Annotated in this window: 23 protein-coding genes and 1 riboswitch; of the genes, 5 read left to right on the top strand and 18 right to left on the bottom strand. The window is 45.8% G+C overall.

All coding sequences use genetic code 11. The features are described 5' to 3' along the window. Positions 1 to 39: 39 nt before the first annotated feature. The 8 genes from Q0785_RS00220 to Q0785_RS00185 form a co-directional block, all read right to left on the bottom strand. Positions 40 to 1,425: an SLC13 family permease gene (locus Q0785_RS00220; protein WP_298823619.1), complete on the bottom strand. Its 1,386-nt coding sequence runs from the start codon at positions 1,423 to 1,425 to the stop codon at positions 40 to 42. A 13-nt stretch (positions 1,426 to 1,438) separates the two neighbouring features. Continuing rightward, positions 1,439 to 2,938, bottom strand: a complete 1,500-nt coding sequence (locus tag Q0785_RS00215) for a tripartite tricarboxylate transporter permease (RefSeq protein ID WP_298823617.1) — start codon at positions 2,936 to 2,938, stop codon at positions 1,439 to 1,441. A gap of 14 nt (positions 2,939 to 2,952) precedes the next feature. Beyond that, the gene (locus Q0785_RS00210; protein ID WP_298823615.1) at positions 2,953 to 3,411 is read right to left on the bottom strand and encodes a tripartite tricarboxylate transporter TctB family protein; all 459 of its coding nucleotides are present in this window, start codon (positions 3,409 to 3,411) and stop codon (positions 2,953 to 2,955) included. Positions 3,412 to 3,476: 65 nt separating this feature from the next. Beyond that, on the bottom strand, positions 3,477 to 4,487 hold the full coding sequence (locus tag Q0785_RS00205) for a tripartite tricarboxylate transporter substrate-binding protein (RefSeq protein ID WP_298823612.1): 1,011 nt from the start codon (positions 4,485 to 4,487) through the stop codon (positions 3,477 to 3,479). Positions 4,488 to 4,629: 142 nt separating this feature from the next. Next, the gene (locus Q0785_RS00200; protein ID WP_298823610.1) at positions 4,630 to 5,304 is read right to left on the bottom strand and encodes a response regulator; all 675 of its coding nucleotides are present in this window, start codon (positions 5,302 to 5,304) and stop codon (positions 4,630 to 4,632) included. Between the two features lie 17 nt (positions 5,305 to 5,321). Further along, positions 5,322 to 6,896, bottom strand: coding sequence for a sensor histidine kinase (locus tag Q0785_RS00195; protein WP_298823607.1), 1,575 nt, complete (start codon positions 6,894 to 6,896; stop codon positions 5,322 to 5,324). A gap of 138 nt (positions 6,897 to 7,034) precedes the next feature. Next, entirely contained in the window at positions 7,035 to 7,484 is a 450-nt protein-coding gene (locus Q0785_RS00190) for an OsmC family protein (RefSeq protein WP_298823605.1), read from the bottom strand. Then, on the bottom strand, positions 7,481 to 8,440 hold the full coding sequence (locus Q0785_RS00185; RefSeq protein WP_298823603.1) for a carbohydrate kinase: 960 nt from the start codon (positions 8,438 to 8,440) through the stop codon (positions 7,481 to 7,483). Before Q0785_RS00185 ends, Q0785_RS00190 begins: the two co-directional genes overlap by 4 nt. Before the next feature lie 93 nt (positions 8,441 to 8,533). On the opposite strand from Q0785_RS00185, the gene Q0785_RS00180 reads away from it, so the two are divergent. Next, positions 8,534 to 9,097 carry a GNAT family N-acetyltransferase gene (locus Q0785_RS00180; RefSeq protein WP_298823601.1) on the top strand — a complete coding sequence of 188 codons (564 nt, stop codon included), beginning with the start codon at positions 8,534 to 8,536 and terminating at the stop codon, positions 9,095 to 9,097. A gap of 111 nt (positions 9,098 to 9,208) precedes the next feature. Here the strand turns inward: Q0785_RS00180 and Q0785_RS00175 are convergent, their stop codons facing one another. The 4 genes from Q0785_RS00175 to Q0785_RS00160 form a co-directional block, all read right to left on the bottom strand. After that, the gene (locus Q0785_RS00175; RefSeq protein ID WP_298823599.1) at positions 9,209 to 10,039 is read right to left on the bottom strand and encodes a MetQ/NlpA family ABC transporter substrate-binding protein; all 831 of its coding nucleotides are present in this window, start codon (positions 10,037 to 10,039) and stop codon (positions 9,209 to 9,211) included. Between the two features lie 12 nt (positions 10,040 to 10,051). After that, on the bottom strand, positions 10,052 to 10,723 hold the full coding sequence (locus Q0785_RS00170) for a methionine ABC transporter permease (protein ID WP_223640644.1): 672 nt from the start codon (positions 10,721 to 10,723) through the stop codon (positions 10,052 to 10,054). Then, on the bottom strand, positions 10,713 to 11,726 hold the full coding sequence (locus Q0785_RS00165) for a methionine ABC transporter ATP-binding protein (protein ID WP_298823595.1): 1,014 nt from the start codon (positions 11,724 to 11,726) through the stop codon (positions 10,713 to 10,715). The genes Q0785_RS00170 and Q0785_RS00165 overlap by 11 nt, the downstream gene beginning before the upstream one ends. Positions 11,727 to 11,794: 68 nt before the next feature. Beyond that, positions 11,795 to 11,899: riboswitch (SAM riboswitch) on the bottom strand. Positions 11,900 to 11,950: 51 nt separating this feature from the next. After that, on the bottom strand, positions 11,951 to 12,739 hold the full coding sequence (locus Q0785_RS00160; RefSeq protein ID WP_298823593.1) for a carbon-nitrogen family hydrolase: 789 nt from the start codon (positions 12,737 to 12,739) through the stop codon (positions 11,951 to 11,953). Positions 12,740 to 12,825: 86 nt separating this feature from the next. On the opposite strand from Q0785_RS00160, the gene Q0785_RS00155 reads away from it, so the two are divergent. Further along, a complete protein-coding gene (locus tag Q0785_RS00155; protein WP_298823591.1) occupies positions 12,826 to 13,989 on the top strand; it encodes a pyridoxal phosphate-dependent aminotransferase in 1,164 nt (387 codons plus the stop codon). Between the two features lie 71 nt (positions 13,990 to 14,060). Here Q0785_RS00155 and lepB read toward each other — a convergent pair whose 3' ends face one another. Further along, positions 14,061 to 14,594 carry a signal peptidase I gene (lepB, locus tag Q0785_RS00150; protein ID WP_298823589.1) on the bottom strand — a complete coding sequence of 178 codons (534 nt, stop codon included), beginning with the start codon at positions 14,592 to 14,594 and terminating at the stop codon, positions 14,061 to 14,063. A 261-nt stretch (positions 14,595 to 14,855) separates the two neighbouring features. Here lepB and Q0785_RS00145 point away from each other — a divergent pair, with 261 nt between their 5' ends. Beyond that, positions 14,856 to 15,875, top strand: coding sequence for an SEC-C metal-binding domain-containing protein (locus Q0785_RS00145; protein ID WP_298823585.1), 1,020 nt, complete (start codon positions 14,856 to 14,858; stop codon positions 15,873 to 15,875). Positions 15,876 to 15,942: 67 nt separating this feature from the next. On the opposite strand, the gene Q0785_RS00140 is transcribed toward Q0785_RS00145, so the two are convergent. Further along, the gene (locus Q0785_RS00140; protein ID WP_298823583.1) at positions 15,943 to 16,164 is read right to left on the bottom strand and encodes a hypothetical protein; all 222 of its coding nucleotides are present in this window, start codon (positions 16,162 to 16,164) and stop codon (positions 15,943 to 15,945) included. Positions 16,165 to 16,480: 316 nt separating this feature from the next. On the opposite strand from Q0785_RS00140, the gene Q0785_RS00135 reads away from it, so the two are divergent. After that, a complete protein-coding gene (locus Q0785_RS00135) occupies positions 16,481 to 16,996 on the top strand; it encodes a YetF domain-containing protein (RefSeq protein ID WP_298823581.1) in 516 nt (171 codons plus the stop codon). A 51-nt stretch (positions 16,997 to 17,047) separates the two neighbouring features. Here Q0785_RS00135 and Q0785_RS00130 read toward each other — a convergent pair whose 3' ends face one another. After that, positions 17,048 to 17,524, bottom strand: a complete 477-nt coding sequence (locus tag Q0785_RS00130; RefSeq protein ID WP_146555763.1) for an acyl-CoA thioesterase — start codon at positions 17,522 to 17,524, stop codon at positions 17,048 to 17,050. Positions 17,525 to 17,617: 93 nt separating this feature from the next. Between Q0785_RS00130 and Q0785_RS00125 the strand changes: the two genes are divergently transcribed. Continuing rightward, positions 17,618 to 18,421 (top strand): AAC(3) family N-acetyltransferase, encoded by an 804-nt coding sequence (locus Q0785_RS00125; RefSeq protein ID WP_298823579.1) that lies wholly within the window; start codon positions 17,618 to 17,620, stop codon positions 18,419 to 18,421. A 41-nt stretch (positions 18,422 to 18,462) separates the two neighbouring features. Here Q0785_RS00125 and Q0785_RS00120 read toward each other — a convergent pair whose 3' ends face one another. The 3 genes from Q0785_RS00120 to Q0785_RS00110 form a co-directional block, all read right to left on the bottom strand. Next, entirely contained in the window at positions 18,463 to 19,053 is a 591-nt protein-coding gene (locus Q0785_RS00120; protein WP_298823577.1) for a Fic family protein, read from the bottom strand. Beyond that, positions 19,046 to 19,234, bottom strand: coding sequence for a hypothetical protein (locus tag Q0785_RS00115; RefSeq protein ID WP_298823575.1), 189 nt, complete (start codon positions 19,232 to 19,234; stop codon positions 19,046 to 19,048). The genes Q0785_RS00120 and Q0785_RS00115 overlap by 8 nt, the downstream gene beginning before the upstream one ends. A 143-nt stretch (positions 19,235 to 19,377) precedes the next feature. Continuing rightward, positions 19,378 to 19,740 carry a DUF779 domain-containing protein gene (locus tag Q0785_RS00110; protein ID WP_298823573.1) on the bottom strand — a complete coding sequence of 121 codons (363 nt, stop codon included), beginning with the start codon at positions 19,738 to 19,740 and terminating at the stop codon, positions 19,378 to 19,380. Between the last annotated feature and the right edge of the window lie 35 nt (positions 19,741 to 19,775).

The following is a 19,775-nucleotide window of genomic DNA, read 5'->3' as shown; positions in this document are numbered from 1 at the left end:
TTCTGATATCCGTCTGCAGTTCGATTTCTGCGAATGGATTCATTGCCAAAAGAATACTGCCCAAGTAATCGCTATGGCAGTAACCACAAAACTCGAATAGCCACCGACAATGAGTTGTTCCTTTAAGGAGAATGCATTTTTTTGAAAAGCAAAAAATGTCGTGGGCGAGTGAATTGGCAAAATAGTGACGCCGCCGATAATCATAATGACTAAAAAAGCAGAAGACATGACAGACAAATCCAGAATACCTGCGTAATTTATGATAATAGGAAAAATAATGATCATGGAAGTGGAAGGAACAACAAACAGGAATCGCAGGATAAAGATAAAGCAGGCAATATAGACGGTATTCCCGAAGTCACCCAGTCCATCCGGCAGCAACCCCATCAACTGCTCAGCCAGTATAAAGGCAGTCCCGCTCTCTTCAATTATGTATCCTAAGGAAAATGATGAGCCCAGAAGCAAAAAAGTCTCCCAATCATAATCCCTTACTGTTTTATTCGTTATCAGCCCATTGACCGGCATCGCATAATAGCCGACCAGTAGCAGAGGGGCCAAAACCAACGGAACCTGCTGGTGGTCTAAAACAATCCAACTGACGATCATCATGCTAAAAGGCAGCATTACCCACCAGAACCTTGGGGGAAGTGCACCATCTTCCATTTCAGGAATTTCCGAATCAGCAACAACCAGAGGAGTGCTGTTCCGCTTAAAGTAAAACCAGACTCCAAAGCTTACGAGCAGCATGGCCAGCCATAAAGGAGGAGCGATGCGCAAAAACCATCCAAGCCACGAAATTTCGATGCCGCCGAAATCCTTCAACAATTGCGCTGCCAAAATCGGAAATCCGCCGCCCGTAAAGACAATCATCGTCGCATTCTGATTCAGCATACCGATTGCATACATGCAATATTTGCGGAACAGGCTTTCCTTGGTAAAACCAAACCGATCATTCACCTGCTCGATGATCGGTTCGAGTATACGAAACCGCGCGACTGCTGACGGCAAAAGGATAGGCATAAATACAATAAGCAGAGGCAGACCGAGTAAAATTGCCCGGATTCCGCCTCTACTGAATTTTATGATGATATGGGCAAATACCCGGTCAACGCCCGCCCTCACTAAAGCGGCAGAAATGAGGGACAGCACTAAGATAAAGTAAAGAGCATTCGACAGGAAACCCCTGAAGGCTTCTTCCGGCTCTTCTACAATACCGAACAGCAGCATCAACCCGATCAATACCAAACTTGATGCCGCAACAGGCAGTGGACTGAGTGTCCAGAAATAGATGGCAATCCCGAGAAGCAGGAGTGTTGATTGCTGTTGGAGTGAATAGGCCGAGCCTAGATCTGTATAAAAGAGACCAAATGCGGCTAGACCCAACAGCAACAGGCTTAGCCATGGCCGAAGTCCAGAAAAACTCACCTGATTCCCTCCCTTACATTTTAGCCAGCTTGCGTCGGCTTCTCCACTTAAGAAGACCCGGTATCACAAGCGACAAGAAGGCGACGAGGATCAAAGACAAAGGCAGTGGACTGTTGACAAAAATCGCTAAACTGCCATTTGAAATCGTCATCGACTGTCTGAATGCCTGTTCCATCATGCCACCCAGGATGAATGCCAGGATAAATGGCGGAGCAGGGAAAGAAAAGACCCGCATCGCAAATCCCAAGGCACCAAAAACAAGGAGCATATAAAGATCAAACACATTAAAGCTGATTGAGTAGACGCCGATCAAACTGAACATGATGACCAGTGAAATCAATAACGGTCTCGGAATGCTCAAAATTTTAGCCAGGTAAGGAATAAGAGGCAAGTTCAAGATCAACAGAAAAATATTCCCTAAGTACATACTTGCGATAATTCCCCAGAAGATTTCAGGTCGATCCGTCATCAAAAGCGGACCCGGCTGAACGCCCAATACCAAAAATGCGCCCAACATAACTGCTGTCGTTCCTGAACCTGGAATACCAAGACTCAGCAACGGCACAAACGCACCACTTGTGGCTGCATTATTGGAACTTTCCGGAGCAGCTAACCCTTTGATGGACCCTTTCCCGAATTCCTCCGGGTTTTTCGAAATGCGTTTTTCGAAAATATAACTGATGAATGAGGCGATTGTTGCACCTGCCCCAGGCAGCACACCCAGGATGAACCCAACAAATGATTGGCGCGTCATCGGACCGCTCATCTCTTTCAAGTCTGCACGGGACACTTTCAGACTTCCAAGCTTCTGATCATCGCTCAAACTGCGGTTTTTCCGGTTGAGGACCAGCATGCAGACTTCTGCGATGGCGAACAAGCCAAGTGCAATAATCAAAAAGTCGAACCCATCAAACAAGTTTACATTTCCGAAAGTGAATCGCTGTGTACCGGTTTGTGGATCGATTCCTATCGTCACGACCATCACACCGGCTACAGCAGAAATCATCGCTTTTATAGTAGAACCTTCAGATAAACTCGAGATAGCCGTCAGCCCCATCAGCATTAAGGCAAAATAGGCAGGCGGTCCAAAGGAGATGGCTACACTTGATAGAGCGGGTGCCAACAGCATCAGCATGATGACCGATACGGTCCCGCCAAAGAACGAAGCGATTGCCGCGATAGCCAACGCTTTTCCGGCCTTGCCTTGCTGTGCCATTGGATAACCATCAAAAGCAGTCGCCACGGTTCCTGATATCCCCGGAGCATTCAACAGGATCGAAGAAGTCGATCCACCGAATACCGCTCCATAATAGACACCAGCCATCATCACCAATGCCGGTGCCGGATCCATTCCATACGTGATGGGGATCATAATCGCGATGGCGCTGATCGGCCCCAACCCAGGCATCATCCCGATCAGTGTACCTACAATGACACCGATTAAAACAAACAAGATGCCTTCCCAGCTTAAAGCGACCTGGAAACCTGTTATCATTCCATCAAAAGCATTCATAAAATCCACACCCCCTATATTGGTAAAATGCCTTTAGGCAGCGAGATTCCCAACGCGAAAACAAAAATCGCGTACATGCCTAAAGGGAATAAAATTGAAACGATGATATTCGTTTTCCATTTGGTATATCCTAAAAACCAAGAGCTGAAGAAAATGAATACAGCCGTCATGATGATGAATCCAACCGCTTCGAATAATAAAATGTAAAGAAAAATCATTGCGAAAACAGCCAACAACACCAATAACTCTTTTTTAGGGATATTGCGTTTCTCTTTTTCCGCTTCCGTTTCGATGGCTTTAGAAAAAAACAGCGCCGCAGACAAGATGAGCATCAACACGCCGAGGCCTTTGGGTATAACGTCTGCATCTACAGGAGCATACGGATAATTAGGCAATTGAAAACTTAAGAACAAGTAAACGGCCGCGATGATGAATAGTATAAGGCCAATTCGTTGATTGATTGTCGACAGCATGTGGAACGCCTCCTTCAGACTGAAAAGAGAGAAACCGAATAGTCGCTATTCGGCTTCTGCTTCTTTTAGTTTCCTAAACCAATTTCTTCTAACAATTTTTCGATCTCTTGATATTCTGTATTCAGAAATTCTTCATATTCTTCCGAATTCAAGTACATTTCGTTCCATCCATACTTCTCACGTACTTCAGCAAACTCTTCAGATTCACTCAATTCCTGGAATTTCGCTTCATAAAATTCTACGGCCGCCGGGTCCATGTTCGGTGGTCCAAAGAATCCGCGCCAGTTGATGAAACTTTCATCGATCCCTTGTTCAATAGCTGTAGGGAAATCTGAAAGAATTTCACCTTCCAAACGCTCTTCAGCTGTTATACCGAGGATTTTGATGTTTCCGGCACGCACTTGTTCTACCACTTCACCCACACCTGTAGAAAATACATCCACTGAGCCGTTCAGTACTGAAGTTAATGCACCGCCATCCTGATCGGATACGTATTTGATTTGAGTCGGATCGACTCCAGCCGCTTTAGCGATGCGGACGAACTGCATGTGATCCATGCTTCCCGGTGCTGATGTCCCAACGACCGTCACACTTTCAGGATCTTCTTTCATCTGGTCGAACATGGCATTCAGGTCGTCCCATTCGCTGTCTGCACTTACTGCAAAGGCACCGTAATCTGCAATCATATTGGCTAAAGGTGTGAAATCTTCATGGCCAACTTCGGACTGTCCATTTAAAGGAACGAACATCAATGGAGGAGATGCCACGAACAAATTGTACGGGCTGTCGTCTTGTCCATGAATGTAAGACCACGCAATCGCGCCTCCGCCACCTTCTTTATTCACTACTGTCATGTTTTCTTCAATGATCCCTGTTTCCCCAAAGACCCGTGCCACTTCACGTGCTGTTGTATCCCAGCCGCCGCCAGCTCCAGCGGGTGCCACCATTTCGATATTTTGTGTGGGTTCGAATGCTCCACCCTCTCCAATGTCCCCGTTAGTGGATTCTTCTGAGTTACACCCTGCAAATACCAAAGCACTGCCGGCTAAAATGGTTGTAAGTATCGTTTTTTTCATTTGACTTCCTCCTCTTGTTTTTCAATTAAACTGAGTATAACTGCGAATTTTCAGAATGTAACCGTTTGCAAAATAAGGTTTATAAAGAGTTTAGAATTTTTTATGTTCATAAAGTTCACAAAAAAAAGACTGATGAGTACTATCAGTCTTTTTTCCTATAATAATGCCGTTCGGGCCTTCCGACAATTCCATAGGCCAGTTCAGCAAAGCATTCATCAATGGCTACGAGATGTTCCAAATACCGGCGGGCCGTGGTTCGTGAAGCGCCCATCTGCTCCCCCATTTTTTCAGCAGTGATGCCGGAGGATTGCTCTGTCAACACGTCCCTCACCTTCTCTAGGGTCAAAGGATCGATTCCCTTGGCACCTATCGCCGGTTTCGGAGCAAGTTCGACACCAAAAAAACCATCCAGAAAACTTTGGTCGATGCTGCTGGTGTTTTGGAGCGTCTTTTTGTTTTCCATGTATTTAATGATTGTGGAAACGAACCTTTCCAAGGTAGCCGGTTTGATGATGATGCCTTTTACACCTTTGCGGATAGCCGTTTCAACATACCCCTTATCATTTTCAGCGGACACCAGGATGATGTCGGTTTGAGGGCTCACTGAGCGGATATCATCAATCAAATCGATGCCGAGGCCATCCGGCATATAATTATCTAAAATGACCAAATCAATTGCATGTTCTTTTACAGCCTTTAAGGTTTCTTCGCAATTGCCCGCTTTCCCAAGTAAATTCACTTCGGGGATTTGCCGCAAAAATTGTTCATGGATGTTCGCCACCCGAAAATCATCTTCAGCAATATAGACGTGTATCATTCATTTCTCCCACTTTCCTATTTTGGTAAAAAGACGGTGAAAACAGTGCCCCGCGTTAACTCCGAATCAACTTCTATTGACCCTTTCAATTCCTCGACGGCCTGCTTAACGATGGCCAGTCCATAACCTCTGTCTTTTCTTCCAAGCTTTGTTGAAAAACCCAGTTTGAATAATTCCTCCATATGTTCAGTCTGTATGCCGCGTCCTGTATCTTCCACTTCAATCACCAAATCATGGCCAAGGTCAGTGACGAAAAAAGACACCTCTCTGATAGCCTGATGCGCAACTTCTTCAATTGCATTATCAATCAGATTCCCCAGAATATGAATAAGCTTGGCAATATCAAAATGTTCCGGGAGTGCCTCCAACGAACTGTTTTCATCAATGATCAGCTTGACTTTATTTTCAGATGCCTTTCCTATCTTGCCAAGCAGGATGGCCTGTATTTTTTTGTCTTGGATATGATCCAGCATATGCTTCGTTTGATTCTTGTGGATTTGTGTTTCCTGCTGAATCAAATTGATGGCTTCCTCTTTTTGTCCGAGCTGCAGCAATCCTGAGATGGCATACAGCTTATTGGAATATTCATGCGTCTGGGCCCGCAGCCCTTCTGAATACTGTTGAATCTCCGACAAAGTCTCCAATACCTCCTGAATATCCGTTTTTTCTCGGAAAGTTGAGACCACACCAACGATTTGCCCTTCATGTGTTATTTGTGTCCGGTTGATGATAAGGAGCTTATCTCCAATCAGCATTTCCTCGTTGCGGATCGTCCTTCCGGATTGCAGAGCTTCCTTCATCTTTGACTGAGGGATAGCTTCGGTAATATCGGAATTGATCGAAGCTTGCGTAAGCCCCAGCATTCTTTCTGCAGATTGATTGATTTCTGTGATTTTCCCTTGATTATCAATGGCAATCACGCCTTCTACAATTGAAGAAAGCAAAGCTTCACGGTCCCGGTACATTGCCGCTATTTCACGCGGTTCAAGTCCCATCGTGTCTTTTCTGATGTTCTTTGCCAGCAGGATGCTGCCGATAATCCCGATCGCCAAAGCCAGCAATACAAACTGCAGCAGTTCCAGAGTTTTTCCAATAATGATCTGTTGGATATCTTCCATCAAATAGCCAACCGAAACCAATCCCACCACATTTCCGGTGCCATCGAAAATCGGGGCTTTCCCCCTTAAGCTTGGTCCCAGCGAGCCCCGGGCTTCAGATGTGTAGAATTCGGCATTTACCAACGCACGGTCATTGTCGCCGCCTACCATCAACTGACCGATTTGAGAAGGATTCGGGTGGGAATACCGAATTCCAGCACGATTGCCGACTACGATAAATTCTGCCCCGACTTGCTTTCTCATGTACTCAGCTAAGGGTTGGATGGTTGCTTCGGGATTTTCATCATCCATCGCTTCAACGATACTTGGCATGAGGGAGATGCCGATGGCGGTTTCCAATGCGCGCGTCCCAACATTTTCTTTGGTGTCACCAATTTCGTTATAGATGACAATTCCACCAAAAATAATGGTGACGAATAAAATCAATGACATACTTAATAAAATTATTTTCGCTTGAAGCGATAAATTCCCCATAGTCCATACCCCTAAAAATACTGAATTTTTAATATTTGTAGTCTATCACATTTCGTGCAAAGAAAAAGTCCGTTTTAGAAACAACTTAACCAAAAAACCTCCATCCTCTAGTGATCGGATGAAGGTTTTTGAAGCAATTCAGTTTTCCGTTCTGATATCCGCCTGCAATTCGATTTCTACATTGCCTTTAATGGCACGTGTAATCATGCAGGAGCTTTCGGCTTTTTCCGCCAGCTTCTGTGCCAATGCCAAATCTTTTTCGGAAGCATCGGCTTTCAGGACCACTTGTGGTTTATGGATGATGCGCTTATAAGTGATGACACCTTTCTCCACTTCCACAATGCCTTCCGATTCCATGGTCAAGGATTGCTTTTCCAATTTGCTGCGCTCCATCATAGCAGCGAGCGTAATGATATAGCAGGTAGCTGCAGCACCCAGCAGCATTTCATCGGGATTCGTGCCGATTCCCGGCCCTTCCATTTCCGGCGGAATCGAAATCCTGGTTTTTAGCCCGCCGACTTCAATATCACCTACATCGTTGCGGAGGCCTGGCCAATCCGCTTTCAAATGAAAACTATGCAATGTCATAAGATCTCTCCTCCTGGATTACTGGTTGTCGCCATTTCCGCTAGACGCGGCATCGCGGTCAAAGCTCCTGCTTTTGTCGCACAAAGCGCTCCTAGCTTATTGCCGAAATCGGCACAGGCAATGACTTCCTGCTTTGTTTCAGGCAAGCCCCGCAGATGGACGTGGCGGATGACGCCAGCCATAAAGGCATCACCCGCGCCTGTAGTGTCCACCGGCTGCACGGGGAGAACCGGTATATGATGAATTTGATTTTGAAAAACCGCATGGGTGCCATTTTCACCATCCGTCACAAACACCAGCGGGATCGCATGACGGGCCAAGCGCGAAACTCCTTCTTCAAGCGAGTCCGTTTCCATCAAAAAAGCAAGCTCGGCAGTTGTCAGCTTGACGATGTCCGCCAATGGGAGAAAATCGAGTACGGTTTTACGGCAATGTTCTTCGCTTTCCCAGCGCAACGGCCGAATATTGACATCGTATGAACACAAAACGTCATGCTCTTTTGACAGTTCAAGAGCTCTTCGGGTTGTGGTTCTCGCTTCCGGATGGAAAAGAGTACCGGAGCAGAAATGAAAAATACTTGCCTTTTCAAAAGCTTCCTTCCGAAGTTCATGGCTCCTTACTTGCAGGTCTGGCGTTTCATTGACATAGTCCGCGAATATGCGATCGAATTCAGGAGTCAGATGAATATACACACCGCTTACCCGCTTTTCCGGTACCTGTATGGCGTGTGTCAAATCCACCCCTTCCTTCAACAGCTCGTTCCGTACAAAAGCCGAGGTTTCGTCATCTCCTGTGATGGTGATGAATCCTGAAGGAAGACCCAATCGGCTGACGCCTGCAGCTACATTCACTGTAGCGCCTCCGAGGTGGCGGTTGAATGAATCATTGCTGGCAGTTGCCGCTATATAATCTACAAATGCATCTCCGTATGTCAGGACATGCTTGGTATTTCCCATCGTATCGCCTCCTTCGTGTTAAAGGGCTCTTTCATTGATATACTATTATTTCAGTCAATGCAGACTTAATGCAAGCAAAAGGAGTAGATCATGATGAATATCAGCATCCGACAAGCGCAACCAGAAGATGCAGGGAAAATAGCACCCCTCATCATCAATGCAATCGGCGAAATCGCTGACCATATGACAGCGCAGAAAGAGCCGCAAGCTGTACTGAAAAAAGTCGAAGACATGATTCGCGGTGAACATACTCGCCACAGTCACCGCTATACGTATACAGCTATTGTGAATGGAGAGATTGCGGGCGCGTTGGTGCTTTATCACGGCAATCAAGCTGAAACCCTGGATCGTTATTTGATTGAACAACTGAAAAGCGAAGGCCACGAGCGGACAATCGAACCCGAAGCCCACCTGGACGAATGGTATATCGATACCGTCTCAGTCGATCCCGCCTGCCAGGGGCATGGCATCGGCTCCAAGCTATTCGAATTTGCAGAGGAACTGGTTCATTCTCAAGGAGGGGGTAAACTTTCTTTGAACGTCGACATCGGCAAAGAAGGTGCCATCCGTCTCTATAAACGCCTCGGCTATTCCATTTCCGAACCATGGACCATCATCGGCGAACCTTTCCACCACATGGTCAAGACAGTTTACTGAAAGCATTATTTGATAGTGAAAACTTTTTTAAATATATAATTCTTAAACTCAACTTATATAGACAAAAGCCGCTCCAGATTTTCTCGGGAGCGGCTTTCTGTCTAGGAAATATTATTCAGCCATCCATTCCGGCTTGCCGAAACCTTCAAACTCTTCATCAATTACAGCTTCAAATTCATCAGATTCCACAATTTCCACTAAGTCAGCAGCCAATTCACTGTCTTCATTTTCAGCATTGACCGCTACAACATTGCGGTATTGGTCAGGCATGTTCTCAAGGGCCAACGCGTCAAGCAGATCCATCTCCGCAGCTATTGCAAAGTTTCCAGGTACAGCTGCCAAATCAGAGCCGTCCACTGCACGAGGCAACTGGCCCGCTTCAATTGGCTGGAACTCCAGATTTTTCGTATTCGTAACGACATCTCTTTCCGAAGCCTGCAGAACTTCCGCTTCCGGATCCAGTTCAACCAAGCCTTCATCCTGAAGCATCAAAAGTGCACGTGCCCCGTTTACCGGATCGTTTGGAATTGCGATGGTCGCTCCATCTTCCACAGCTTCCAAGGAATCGTATTGGTTTGAATAGATGCCCATAGGCGCTGTCGGCACTGTAATCAATGCAGACAAGTCCATACCGTTCTCTTGTTCGAAGTTTTCCAGGTAAATCGTATGCTGGAACAGATTGGCATCGATATCTCCGCCATCAAGTGCCACGTTCGGCTGAATGTAATCGCTGAATTCGACCAGTTCCACTGTATAGCCTTTTTCCTCTAAACCAGGCACAATCGCCTTGCTCAGCATATCGCTGTATGGACCTGCAGTAGCTCCTAATTTAATTTCCTTTGAAGCTTCTTCTGTCGTTCCTGCAGAGTCGCTTTCTTCCCCGCCGCCGCATGCTGCTAGAACTAATGCACTCGCCGCTAAAATAAATCCTAATTTCTTCATGTCATTCTCCCCTTATCGTTTATCGATTGCTTTCGCTGTATAATCTCCTGCCTGCTGAATCAATTGGACCAGCACAATCAAAATGACGACTGTGACGATCATGATGGTGTTGTCGTACCGGTAATAGCCGAAACGGATGGCCAGATCTCCGATGCCTCCGCCACCTACCACGCCAGCCATCGCCGAGTAGGCGACCAAGCTGATGATGGTCAATGTCACACCTTGGATAATGCTCGCTTTCGCTTCAGGCAAAAGAACGTCTTTAATGATCATCCATGGAGTTGCACCCACTGCAATCGCTGCTTCGATGACGCCTTTATCAATTTCACGGAGTGAGTTTTCCACAATCCGTGCGAAAAATGGAATGGCGGCAACCGATAAAGATACACTGGCCGCAATCGGACCGATCGTCGTTCCTGTGATCAATTTCGTCAACGGGATGAGTGCCACCAATAGAATGATGAATGGAATGGAACGCACGATGTTGACAATAAAGCCGATCACCGCATTGACCGGCCGATTTTCAAGAAACAGCCCGCGGTCTGTAATGAATAACAAGATTCCAAGTGGCAGCCCAACAATCAGCGCGACAGCTAAAGAAATTCCGATCATCGTCAATGTTTGAAAGAAGGCCGTCTGTATTTCCGGCCACAATTCGATAATCCGTCCCCATTCAATGCCCATTCGGAATCACCTCCACAATTGCTGATCTGCTTTCCATATACTTCAATGCGTCCATAACCGCAGTAGAAGTTCCTTTCAACTCCATGATAAAAATACCGAGAGGCTGTTCCTGAATGTACTCGATCGCTCCGTGTAAAAAGTTCCCTTTTACCGGGTAATTCTGCAGCATATCGGAAATCACGCCTTCTCCTGCCACGCCGCCTTTGAACAGTACTTTCACCAGCGTGCCTGTAAATTCGCTTAAAATATGCTCTGGTACATTGAACGATACGACACTGGATATGAATTCCTTGGTCAATTCCTTTTGTGGATCTGCAAAAATATCATATACTTGACCTTCTTCGATGACGCGTCCCCCTTGCATGACGGCCATGCGGTCACAGATTTCCTTGACGACATTCATTTCATGCGTGATGAGGACAATCGTGATATCCAATTTACGGTTGATGTCTTTCAGTAAACGCAAAATGGATAAAGTCGTATTGGGGTCAAGGGCGGATGTAGCTTCATCGCACAGCAGTACGGCCGGATTGTTGGCAAGTGCCCGTGCGATGCCGACGCGCTGTTTTTGCCCGCCGCTCAATTGTGCCGGATAAACATCCCGCTTGTCGGATAAACCGACCATTTCGAGCAGCTCTTCCACCCGGGTTTTAATGTTTTTTGCAGGAGTTCCTGCTGCCCGAAGCGCAAAAGCGATATTGTCGTAAACCGTCTTTTGGCTGATCAGATAAAAATGCTGGAAAATCATTCCGATTTTCAACCGGGCTTTTCTCAGCTGATCTCCGTTCAGTTGGGTTAAATCGTTGCCATCTACCGTTACACTGCCAGAGGTCGGCCGTTCCAGCAGGTTGATGCATCGGATCAGCGAGCTTTTTCCGGCACCAGAATAGCCGACGATTCCGAAAATCTCGCCTTTTCCGATATCCAATGAAACATTGTCTACTCCGGTGACTGTGCCATGCTTAGTTGTGTAGGTCTTCGTCAATTTCTCGATCTGTATCATAGCGTCCTCCCGGCAATAAAAAGATGCCTCTTTCATCAAGAAAGAGACATCGAAAATTTTAGTTTCTCGACTTATCTTCCAGAACATTTGCATGTTCTGTTGGATTTGGCACCTTCCCAATCGGGGGTTGCCGGACGTCATAGGGCCTATCCCTCAGTCTCTCTTGATAAGTTTACGTTATTTGATTAAATTTTATGTTACAGGCATTAATTACGAGTGTCAATCTACTTTTTGAATTTTTCGTACAATTTATCGCGGCGGTCTTCAAAAACCGGTATCCGATTCCGGACTTCTTCCACTTCATCCAAATCGATATCGACGTAAGCGACACCTTCGTCTTTCTTCATGTCGAGACGGACTTCTCCCCATGGAGCAATTGCCATCGTGCTTCCCCCGAACTCGTTGTTTGGATCGCTGCCGATGCGGTTTACTGCCACAATAAAGCATTGGTTCTCGATCGCTCGCGCCTGCAGCAGGATGCGCCAATGATCAATTCGTGCCTCCGGCCATTCAGCTGATACAAAAATTAGTTTTGCGCCATTCAATGCCTGCGCGCGAATCCATTCAGGGAAACGGATATCGTAGCAGATGACTCCCCCGTAAACGGTATTTTCCAATTCGAATGTGCCCAGTGAATCTCCTTCTTCAAGATGGATATGCTCATCCATCAAGCAAAAGCGATGTGCTTTATCATATTCCGAAATAAGCTCTCCGTTTTTGTCGACGACATACATCGTGTTATAGAAACCACCGTTCTTTTTCGTCGAAACAGATCCACCGACAATATTGACCTTGTATTCTTTCGCAAAACTCTTCAGCAACTCCACGGTCCGGTTCGTGCTGTCTGCAAGTGTGTCAAGCTCTGTCAATGCGTATCCCGTATTCCACATTTCGGGCAGGACAATCGTTTCCGCTCCACCTTCGGCCGCTTCCTTCAAATAGTCCATGACCCGCTGATAATTCAGTTCCGGTTCTCCAAAAGCGATATCCATCTGAACGCATGCAATTTTCATATGTTTCTCCTCCACTAGACAAGTTACCTACAACTCTATAAGATTTGGGGTAGATGTGCAATTATTTCGAAAACAAGGAGAATTATATGGAATTTTCAAATCGCCTGCAAAACCTGCCTACACAATTTTTCGCTTCATTGGTTGCTAAAACGAGTAAGGCCATCACCGAAGGACGCGACGTCATCAACCTTGGCCAGGGCAATCCTGACCAGCCGACGCCCGACCATATCATCAAGGCACTGCAAACCGCAGTGGCTGATCCAAAAACACATAAGTATTCCCCTTTTCGCGGCATTTCCGATCTGCGACAGGCTGCAGTGGATTTCTACAAACGCGAATACGGCGTGGACATCGACCCTGACCTTGAAGTAGCCATTCTGGCTGGAACAAAAATCGGGCTTGTCGAATTGCCGCTGGCCTTGTTGAATCCACAGGATCTCCTCCTGCTGCCGGACCCTGGCTATCCGGATTACCTGTCCGGGGCTCCGCTCGCCGATATCGACTACGAGCTGATGCGGCTGAATCCTGAAAATGGCTATTTGCCGGATTATAGTGAAGTGCCTGAATCTGTTCGCTCCCAAGCTAAGCTGATGTACTTGAACTACCCGAACAACCCAACAGGCGCAGTGGCGAATAAAGCTTTCTTTGATGAAACTGTCGCTTTTGCAAAAGACAACGGCATTGCCGTCGTCCATGATTTCGCTTATGGCGCAGTTGGTTTCGAAGGAAAGAAACCGGTGAGCTTCCTGCAATCCGAAGGGGCCAAAGAAGTCGGCATCGAGATGTATACTTTATCTAAAACGTATAATATGGCCGGCTGGCGCATTGGATTTGCAGTCGGACATTCGAAAATGATCGAAGCCCTGAACCTGATCCAGGATCATCTATTCGCTGGCCTGTTTCCAGCCGTCCAGTTGGCTGCAGCCGAAGCTTTAAGTGCTGATCAGCACTGTGTGGATGACTTAGTGGATCTCTACGAAAAACGCCGCGATGTCCTAGTCAAGGAATGTTCGCGCATCGGCTGGGAAATCGATGCGCCTCAAGGCTCATTTTTCGCCTGGCTGCCGGTTCCAGAAGGCTTTACCAGTGTCGAGTTCGCTGATTTCCTACTTGAAAAAGCGGATATTTCAGTAGCTGCAGGCAGCGGGTTCGGTGCTGGCGGAGAAGGATTTGTCCGCGTCGGATTATTGGTTGATGAAATCCGTATCACCGAAGCGATTAACCGCATTGAAAAATTGAACCTTTTCTAACTCAAAAAGACAGCTTCCCATTTTTCGGGCAGCTGTCTTTTTTCGCTTTTGGAGCAATAAAGCATTCTCCATCATTTCACAATCCCGATATGATCGAGAGGAGATAATCGGATTTTCACTTCTCCAATGATGGAGTCTTCAGAAATAAACCCTAAAACCCTTGAATCCATGCTGTTTAAACGGTTATCTCCCAATACATAATAGGATTCGGCAGGCACAGTGAATTCCTGGAAATCCTCGGTTAACCGAGAGAAGCCCTGCTGTTCGGCCAATTTACGGTTCTTATCCAAATAAGGCTCAGCTACAGCCCGGCCGTTCACATATAACCGATCGTCTTTCATGGAAATGCGATCACCTGGAATACCGATTACACGCTTGATGAAATTCACTCCAGTCGGCGCAGTGAAAACGATCATATCAAAATTTTCTATTGTATAAACCTTAACCAGCATTACTTTGTCATCGTCTTCAAACGTTGGCATCATTGATTCACCATGAACGGCTACCGGCTCAAACAGGAAATGCCTCGACATGAGGACAATAAGCACCGTCAAAAAGATTACACGCATCCAGGAAACAGATTCTTTTACCGGATCTCCATACACATTGTCCCCTCCTGCCCATGCTTTTTACTTTTTATTATAATACGCCTTCAGCTTTATGCATACTTTTGGTAATTGACATCCAACAGATCCCGCCAAAAATCAGGAATGGCTCTTTAAAAGCTAAAAGAAGCTTTAATTTTTTCAAGCGCCATCATCAAGTTTGGAGCTTATTTTCCAGGGTCTATCGACGTCTGAATCGTCAGACTTTTGAGGGCGGCGCAATTTTATGTTACACTCAATAAAAAATGTAGGTGATTATGAATGGTAGGAAGAAATGATCCATGCCCATGTGGCAGCGGCAAAAAATACAAAAAATGTCACGGAAAACAGCAAACTGTCTCCATTAATGATTTGGTGAATGAGGAACTGTTCAAAGTACGCCAGCAGTTCTTCTCGGAAAATCCGAATCAGGAGCAACTTGCCGAATTCCGTGAACTTCAACAGGCATGGCAGCCACGTTTAATGCAATCAATGGCTGAAAACGATGCACAGGCATTTGTTATCGAGAATTTCCTGTTCATGAAAAAACCAGAGCTATGGGAAGAATTCTTGGCAAAACAAATTGACCTTTCCCAGCGCCCTTCAACTAAAGAAGTGCTGAAAAACTGGAACGACGTAAAAGTATTCCTTGGACAATATGTCAAAGGCGATACAGAAACGGCTCAGTTTACAGATATCTTTACAGGCGAGACACTTGAAATGGCTGATCAACCGCCAACTGACATGGAAAACGGACAAGGCTTGCTTGCAATTCTTCTTCCGGACTCCCGCGTCGGCGATAATGGCGTATTGTTCCTAAACGGTTATTTGACCGTTGTCGGTGAGTTCAAGCCGTTCTTCGAGCAGTTGAAAGCACAAATCACATCTGAAAATGCTTCACAGGATGAAAGCTACCTTCGCGACAATTACTTAGCGGTTGTTGAACAAATCGTTAAATATTCGACTGGCAGCGTAGAAGAAAGCATCCAGCTTTCTCCAGAACACGATTCTGTTATGGCGGAACTCGATAAGCATATCGAGCAGGCTGATTTCGACGAAGAGACAGTCAGCAACATCACAAGCATCCTGAACAGCTATCTTGTCAGCCAGCAGCCAACTGTCCAAAAACCCGAAGCTCTTGTAGCCGGGTATTGGAGATTCCTGCAGGATCATGAGCTGGTTAAAGGCCCAATGCTTTCTGCAAAAGACCTAAGCGAAAAATTCGGCGTCTCTTCAAGTACGATTTTGAAGCGTTCAAAAGAATTCAGTGCTTATTTCGAAGAATTACTGGCAAAAAAATAGGATTCACTCAGCTTTTGGTTTTTTATCCCACAATAGCTGGTGAACCAACAAAAAGGAGTAGCCGCGGCTACTCCTTTTTTTCGTCGTCTTTTCTGCGGAAGGTGATGAGGATATACAGCAGAATTCCTGAAACCACTAGAAATAAATAAAGTCGGATAAAATAAAATTGGAGCCATGAAACATCGGTCACACCGAATAGCCAATTGGCCAATGTCAGTACAGATAAAATGGCGCCTACAGCAAAAAGCACCAAACCCAAATAACGGAGCAAGTTCAAGAAAAGTTTCATTTTCATTCGCCCCTCACTCAAATCAGATTATCCATACTATTCCCTTTGCGAAAAAAACAAATCCAACTCAAAGTTAATCTCCGTCTGATGCGTTTGTTGATAACTACAAAGGGAAAGGTGAATAGTAAGGGAAAACTTCCTGAAAAATTGGATTTACACTTAAAAATTACCACATATTCATTCTTATACACATTTAATACTCCATTTGTGTGTGTTATGTGGATAAGATGTTTGAATTTTGTTGATATTCTTGCATAAATAAAACTTATCAACATGTGGATAATTTTATTATTTTTTAAGCAAAAGGAGGAATAAGATGTTTGAAATCACTTTAGACAGCTTCATCCGAATCGTTACAGTCGGCTTTTTGGCCTATGTAGGACTAGTGATTTTCCTTCGGATTTCGGGCAAACGCACACTGACTAAATTAAATGCGTTTGATTTGGTTGTAACTGTAGCCTTGGGTTCGACATTGGCCACAATTTTATTAAGCAAAGATGTCAGTCTTCTTGAAGGGCTCACTGCATTTACATTATTAATTTTTATGCAGTATTTGTTCACTCTTCTTGCCGTTCATTCCCAATGGTTCAACAACGTCATCAAGTCTGAACCCCGGCTGTTATTTTTAGACGGACAATTTCTGAGAAACGCTATGAAAAAGGAACGCATTAAAGAAATTGAAATCCTGCAGGCGATCCGCAACACCGGCTTCGGCTCTACTGAAAAAGTGAAGGCGGTTGTCCTCGAAACGGACGGCAGCATGTCAGTCATCAGCAGTGAACCCGGCAACACCCTAGCGAACGTGAAATCAAACACAGAAACATCCATTTAATAATCGCCGTTGCAAAAGGTGCATGGAATAGTATCCATGCACCTTCTGTTGTTATCTTGGCGTTTTCACGCGCATTTTCCGGTGTTCACGTCTTGCAGGTGCTGATTCGAAAAAAAGCTTTTCACCCGGTGATTCAGGAAGGACGGGCGGTACCGGGGTCGGCTTGCCGTCGTCTCCCATCGCCACCATCGTCAAAAATGATTCCGTCGTCAGCTTCTCTTCACCTGTTTGCAGGTTCTTGGATTTGACTCGAACATAGACTTCCATCGACGTCCGGCCAGTTGAAGTGACATTCGCTTCAAGTTCCAATACATCTCCGACTCTTGCTGAAGACAGGAAATCCACCGAATCGATTGATGCTGTCACCACTACTTGGCGACGCGCATGCTTCATTGCTGTAATTCCTGCAATTTCATCGATATAGGCTAATACTTTTCCTCCAAAGATGGAATCCATATGATTGGTGTCCGGTGGGAGCACCAACTTTGTCTGGATTGTTCTCGATTCTTTCATCGGCTTTGCTTCCATTTCGATCATTCCTTCCTCTATTGCCTTGCTGACAATGGTTTCCCAAATCTGCAGGCTTTCCTTTATAATATAGTGAAATTGGAGGGATACTTTATGTCAGAGTTATTGAATATTTTAAACACGCCTCATTTCCAGTCAAAAGAGACCCTAAAGCCACAGCTACAACAACTGGGCATCGAAGCTGGAGACGCAGTAATGGTCCACTCCTCGCTGAAGTCCATGGGGTGGATCGCTGGAGGCGCTCAAACGGTCGTGGAAGCTTTAATGGAAACCATTACGGAAGCAGGCACCTTAATCATGCCCGCCCAGTCTGTGGACAACTCAGACCCTGTGTATTGGATGGAGCCACCGGTACCCGAAAATTGGCATCAGCCGATTCGTGAGCAGCTTCCTGCCTTTGACCCATACTTAAGCGGATTGCGGGGCATGGGCAAAATTGCAGAATGCTTTCACCGTCATCCACTAACCATCCGAAGCCCGCATCCTTCCCACTCCTTTATCGCCTGGGGGAGTCAGGCAGCTGACTGGATGAGTGAACAGCCGATTGAGGATTCTTTCGGAAAACAATCGCCGCTCGCAAAAATGCTGCAGGCCAAGGTGAAGATCTTGTTGATCGGTGTCGGCTTTGATTCGTGTACGGCTCTTCACTATGCTGAATTTGTCCAGGAAAACCGTGCGACTTCCCCGCAGGGAGCTGCGATCTTAAAGGATGGAAAACGTATTTGGCAGACTTATGATTGTGTGGAAATGGATTCGGATCGCTTCCCCGAAATCGCCAAAGCTTTTCCCGGCACTATTTCTGAAGGTCTTTTAGGGCAAGCCCAGACCCGCCTCGTAGAAATGAAGCCACTTGTTGAATTCGGAATCGACTGGCTGCACAAGCATCCTGCATCATAAAGCACAGAAAATGCCAGCGCTCTCCGAGCAGCTGGCATTTTTCAGGGAGTGATTATTTCATCCAACAGCTTTTCCAGACGATTATTGTCCTTATTGAACGAATCGACAAATGCATTGATGATCTCTGCAGGCTCCAGTACCTTTTCCCAGTCCAGCCGGTAACCGGCATTCAGCAGCAACTGACGCGCAAATTCGCGGACACTGCGCCCATTGCCTTCCCGAAAAGGATGAAGGGCATTCAATTCAGACAGAAAATAAGCAAGCCGTGAAATCAACTGATCTCGCGGCAACTTCTTCAAGTAATTCTCTGCTTTCAATTCATTGAAAATTTTCAGCAGCTGCTCCTCGATGTGTTTGGGATGGGCAAAAGCAGACGAACCTTTGGAAATCATCTCTTTCCGCAACTCCCCGGCAAACGGATAGACATCCTGAAGCAGATATCGATGAATAGCTAAAAAAGCTTTAACGTCCAAAGGATCTGCCGGTTCGTTTATCTGGAGTTCAGAAAGTCGGAGCAGAGAGTATACTTTCTCTAATTCCTTCAGTTTTTCTTCATCCTGTACATCAAACAAATTGATCAATACGTCGGTTCCGGGGTAGCAATACATCGAGGCATGCTGATACTTAGACATCGAACTTCTTTTTGATGGCCTGATGGAATTGGGCTTCCGTCCGTTCACCAGTCAATACCGACCGAACGAAGTTCTCATCCTCGTTTGTTACATCGAATCCTTCTGTAACCAGAGAATGGGATGCGCAGGAAATCGCGTGATTGGCTTGTTCGTGGGAAACTCGGTTCACTAATTTCGTCAACTGGATGACCACCTTTCATGCTGAAATTATACCATTTTCACACCATGAATTCTATCTTCACCCCTTGTTTTATAAAGGTTTCCAGCATATTTACAGCATGAATGGACAACAAAAAAACCAGATGCCTAGGCATCTGGTTCCATTTAAATCTGCTCCTGCAATTCTTTCGTTTCTTCAGCGGTGAAGGCCCTCGATCTTGTTAAAAACCGCTTGCCTTCCACTCCTTCCAAAGAAAACATTCCGCCTCGCCCTGGCACGACGTCAATAATTAACTGCGTGTGGCTCCAGTAATCGAATTGGTTTTTATGCATATAGAACTTACTGTCACCGATAACTCCCATCAGGATATCCTGATCTCCGATGAACAAGTCGCCTTCCGGATAACACATCGGTGAACTGCCGTCACAGCATCCCCCTGATTGATGGAACATGACCGGCCCATGCTTTTCTTTCAGCAATTCGAGCAATTCAATAGCAGCATCTGTCGCAATTACGCGTTCGACCATTGCTATCCCTACTTTCTGGTGGATCTTAAAATTCC

It is taken from the genome of uncultured Planococcus sp. (genome assembly GCF_947501725.1).
GTDB lineage: Bacteria > Bacillota > Bacilli > Bacillales_A > Planococcaceae > Planococcus > Planococcus donghaensis_C.
This window is presented reverse-complemented; position numbering and strand designations above follow the sequence as displayed.

Coding starts and splice junctions, on each gene's coding strand:
- Q0785_RS00180 (WP_298823601.1), top strand. CDS start 8,534: ATGAATATCAGCATCCGACAAGCGCAACCAGAAGATGCAGGGAAAATA.
- Q0785_RS00155 (WP_298823591.1), top strand. CDS start 12,826: ATGGAATTTTCAAATCGCCTGCAAAACCTGCCTACACAATTTTTCGCT.
- Q0785_RS00135 (WP_298823581.1), top strand. CDS start 16,481: ATGTTTGAAATCACTTTAGACAGCTTCATCCGAATCGTTACAGTCGGC.
- Q0785_RS00190 (WP_298823605.1), bottom strand. CDS start 7,484: ATGACATTGCATAGTTTTCATTTGAAAGCGGATTGGCCAGGCCTCCGC.
- Q0785_RS00185 (WP_298823603.1), bottom strand. CDS start 8,440: ATGGGAAATACCAAGCATGTCCTGACATACGGAGATGCATTTGTAGAT.
- Q0785_RS00205 (WP_298823612.1), bottom strand. CDS start 4,487: ATGAAAAAAACGATACTTACAACCATTTTAGCCGGCAGTGCTTTGGTA.
- Q0785_RS00210 (WP_298823615.1), bottom strand. CDS start 3,411: ATGCTGTCGACAATCAATCAACGAATTGGCCTTATACTATTCATCATC.
- Q0785_RS00110 (WP_298823573.1), bottom strand. CDS start 19,740: ATGGTCGAACGCGTAATTGCGACAGATGCTGCTATTGAATTGCTCGAA.
- Q0785_RS00175 (WP_298823599.1), bottom strand. CDS start 10,039: ATGAAGAAATTAGGATTTATTTTAGCGGCGAGTGCATTAGTTCTAGCA.
- Q0785_RS00145 (WP_298823585.1), top strand. CDS start 14,856: ATGGTAGGAAGAAATGATCCATGCCCATGTGGCAGCGGCAAAAAATAC.
- Q0785_RS00215 (WP_298823617.1), bottom strand. CDS start 2,938: ATGAATGCTTTTGATGGAATGATAACAGGTTTCCAGGTCGCTTTAAGC.
- Q0785_RS00195 (WP_298823607.1), bottom strand. CDS start 6,896: ATGGGGAATTTATCGCTTCAAGCGAAAATAATTTTATTAAGTATGTCA.
- Q0785_RS00140 (WP_298823583.1), bottom strand. CDS start 16,164: ATGAAACTTTTCTTGAACTTGCTCCGTTATTTGGGTTTGGTGCTTTTT.
- Q0785_RS00130 (WP_146555763.1), bottom strand. CDS start 17,524: ATGGAAGCAAAGCCGATGAAAGAATCGAGAACAATCCAGACAAAGTTG.
- Q0785_RS00120 (WP_298823577.1), bottom strand. CDS start 19,053: ATGTCTAAGTATCAGCATGCCTCGATGTATTGCTACCCCGGAACCGAC.
- Q0785_RS00170 (WP_223640644.1), bottom strand. CDS start 10,723: ATGGGCATTGAATGGGGACGGATTATCGAATTGTGGCCGGAAATACAG.
- Q0785_RS00125 (WP_298823579.1), top strand. CDS start 17,618: ATGTCAGAGTTATTGAATATTTTAAACACGCCTCATTTCCAGTCAAAA.
- Q0785_RS00200 (WP_298823610.1), bottom strand. CDS start 5,304: ATGATACACGTCTATATTGCTGAAGATGATTTTCGGGTGGCGAACATC.
- Q0785_RS00160 (WP_298823593.1), bottom strand. CDS start 12,739: ATGAAAATTGCATGCGTTCAGATGGATATCGCTTTTGGAGAACCGGAA.
- Q0785_RS00165 (WP_298823595.1), bottom strand. CDS start 11,726: ATGATACAGATCGAGAAATTGACGAAGACCTACACAACTAAGCATGGC.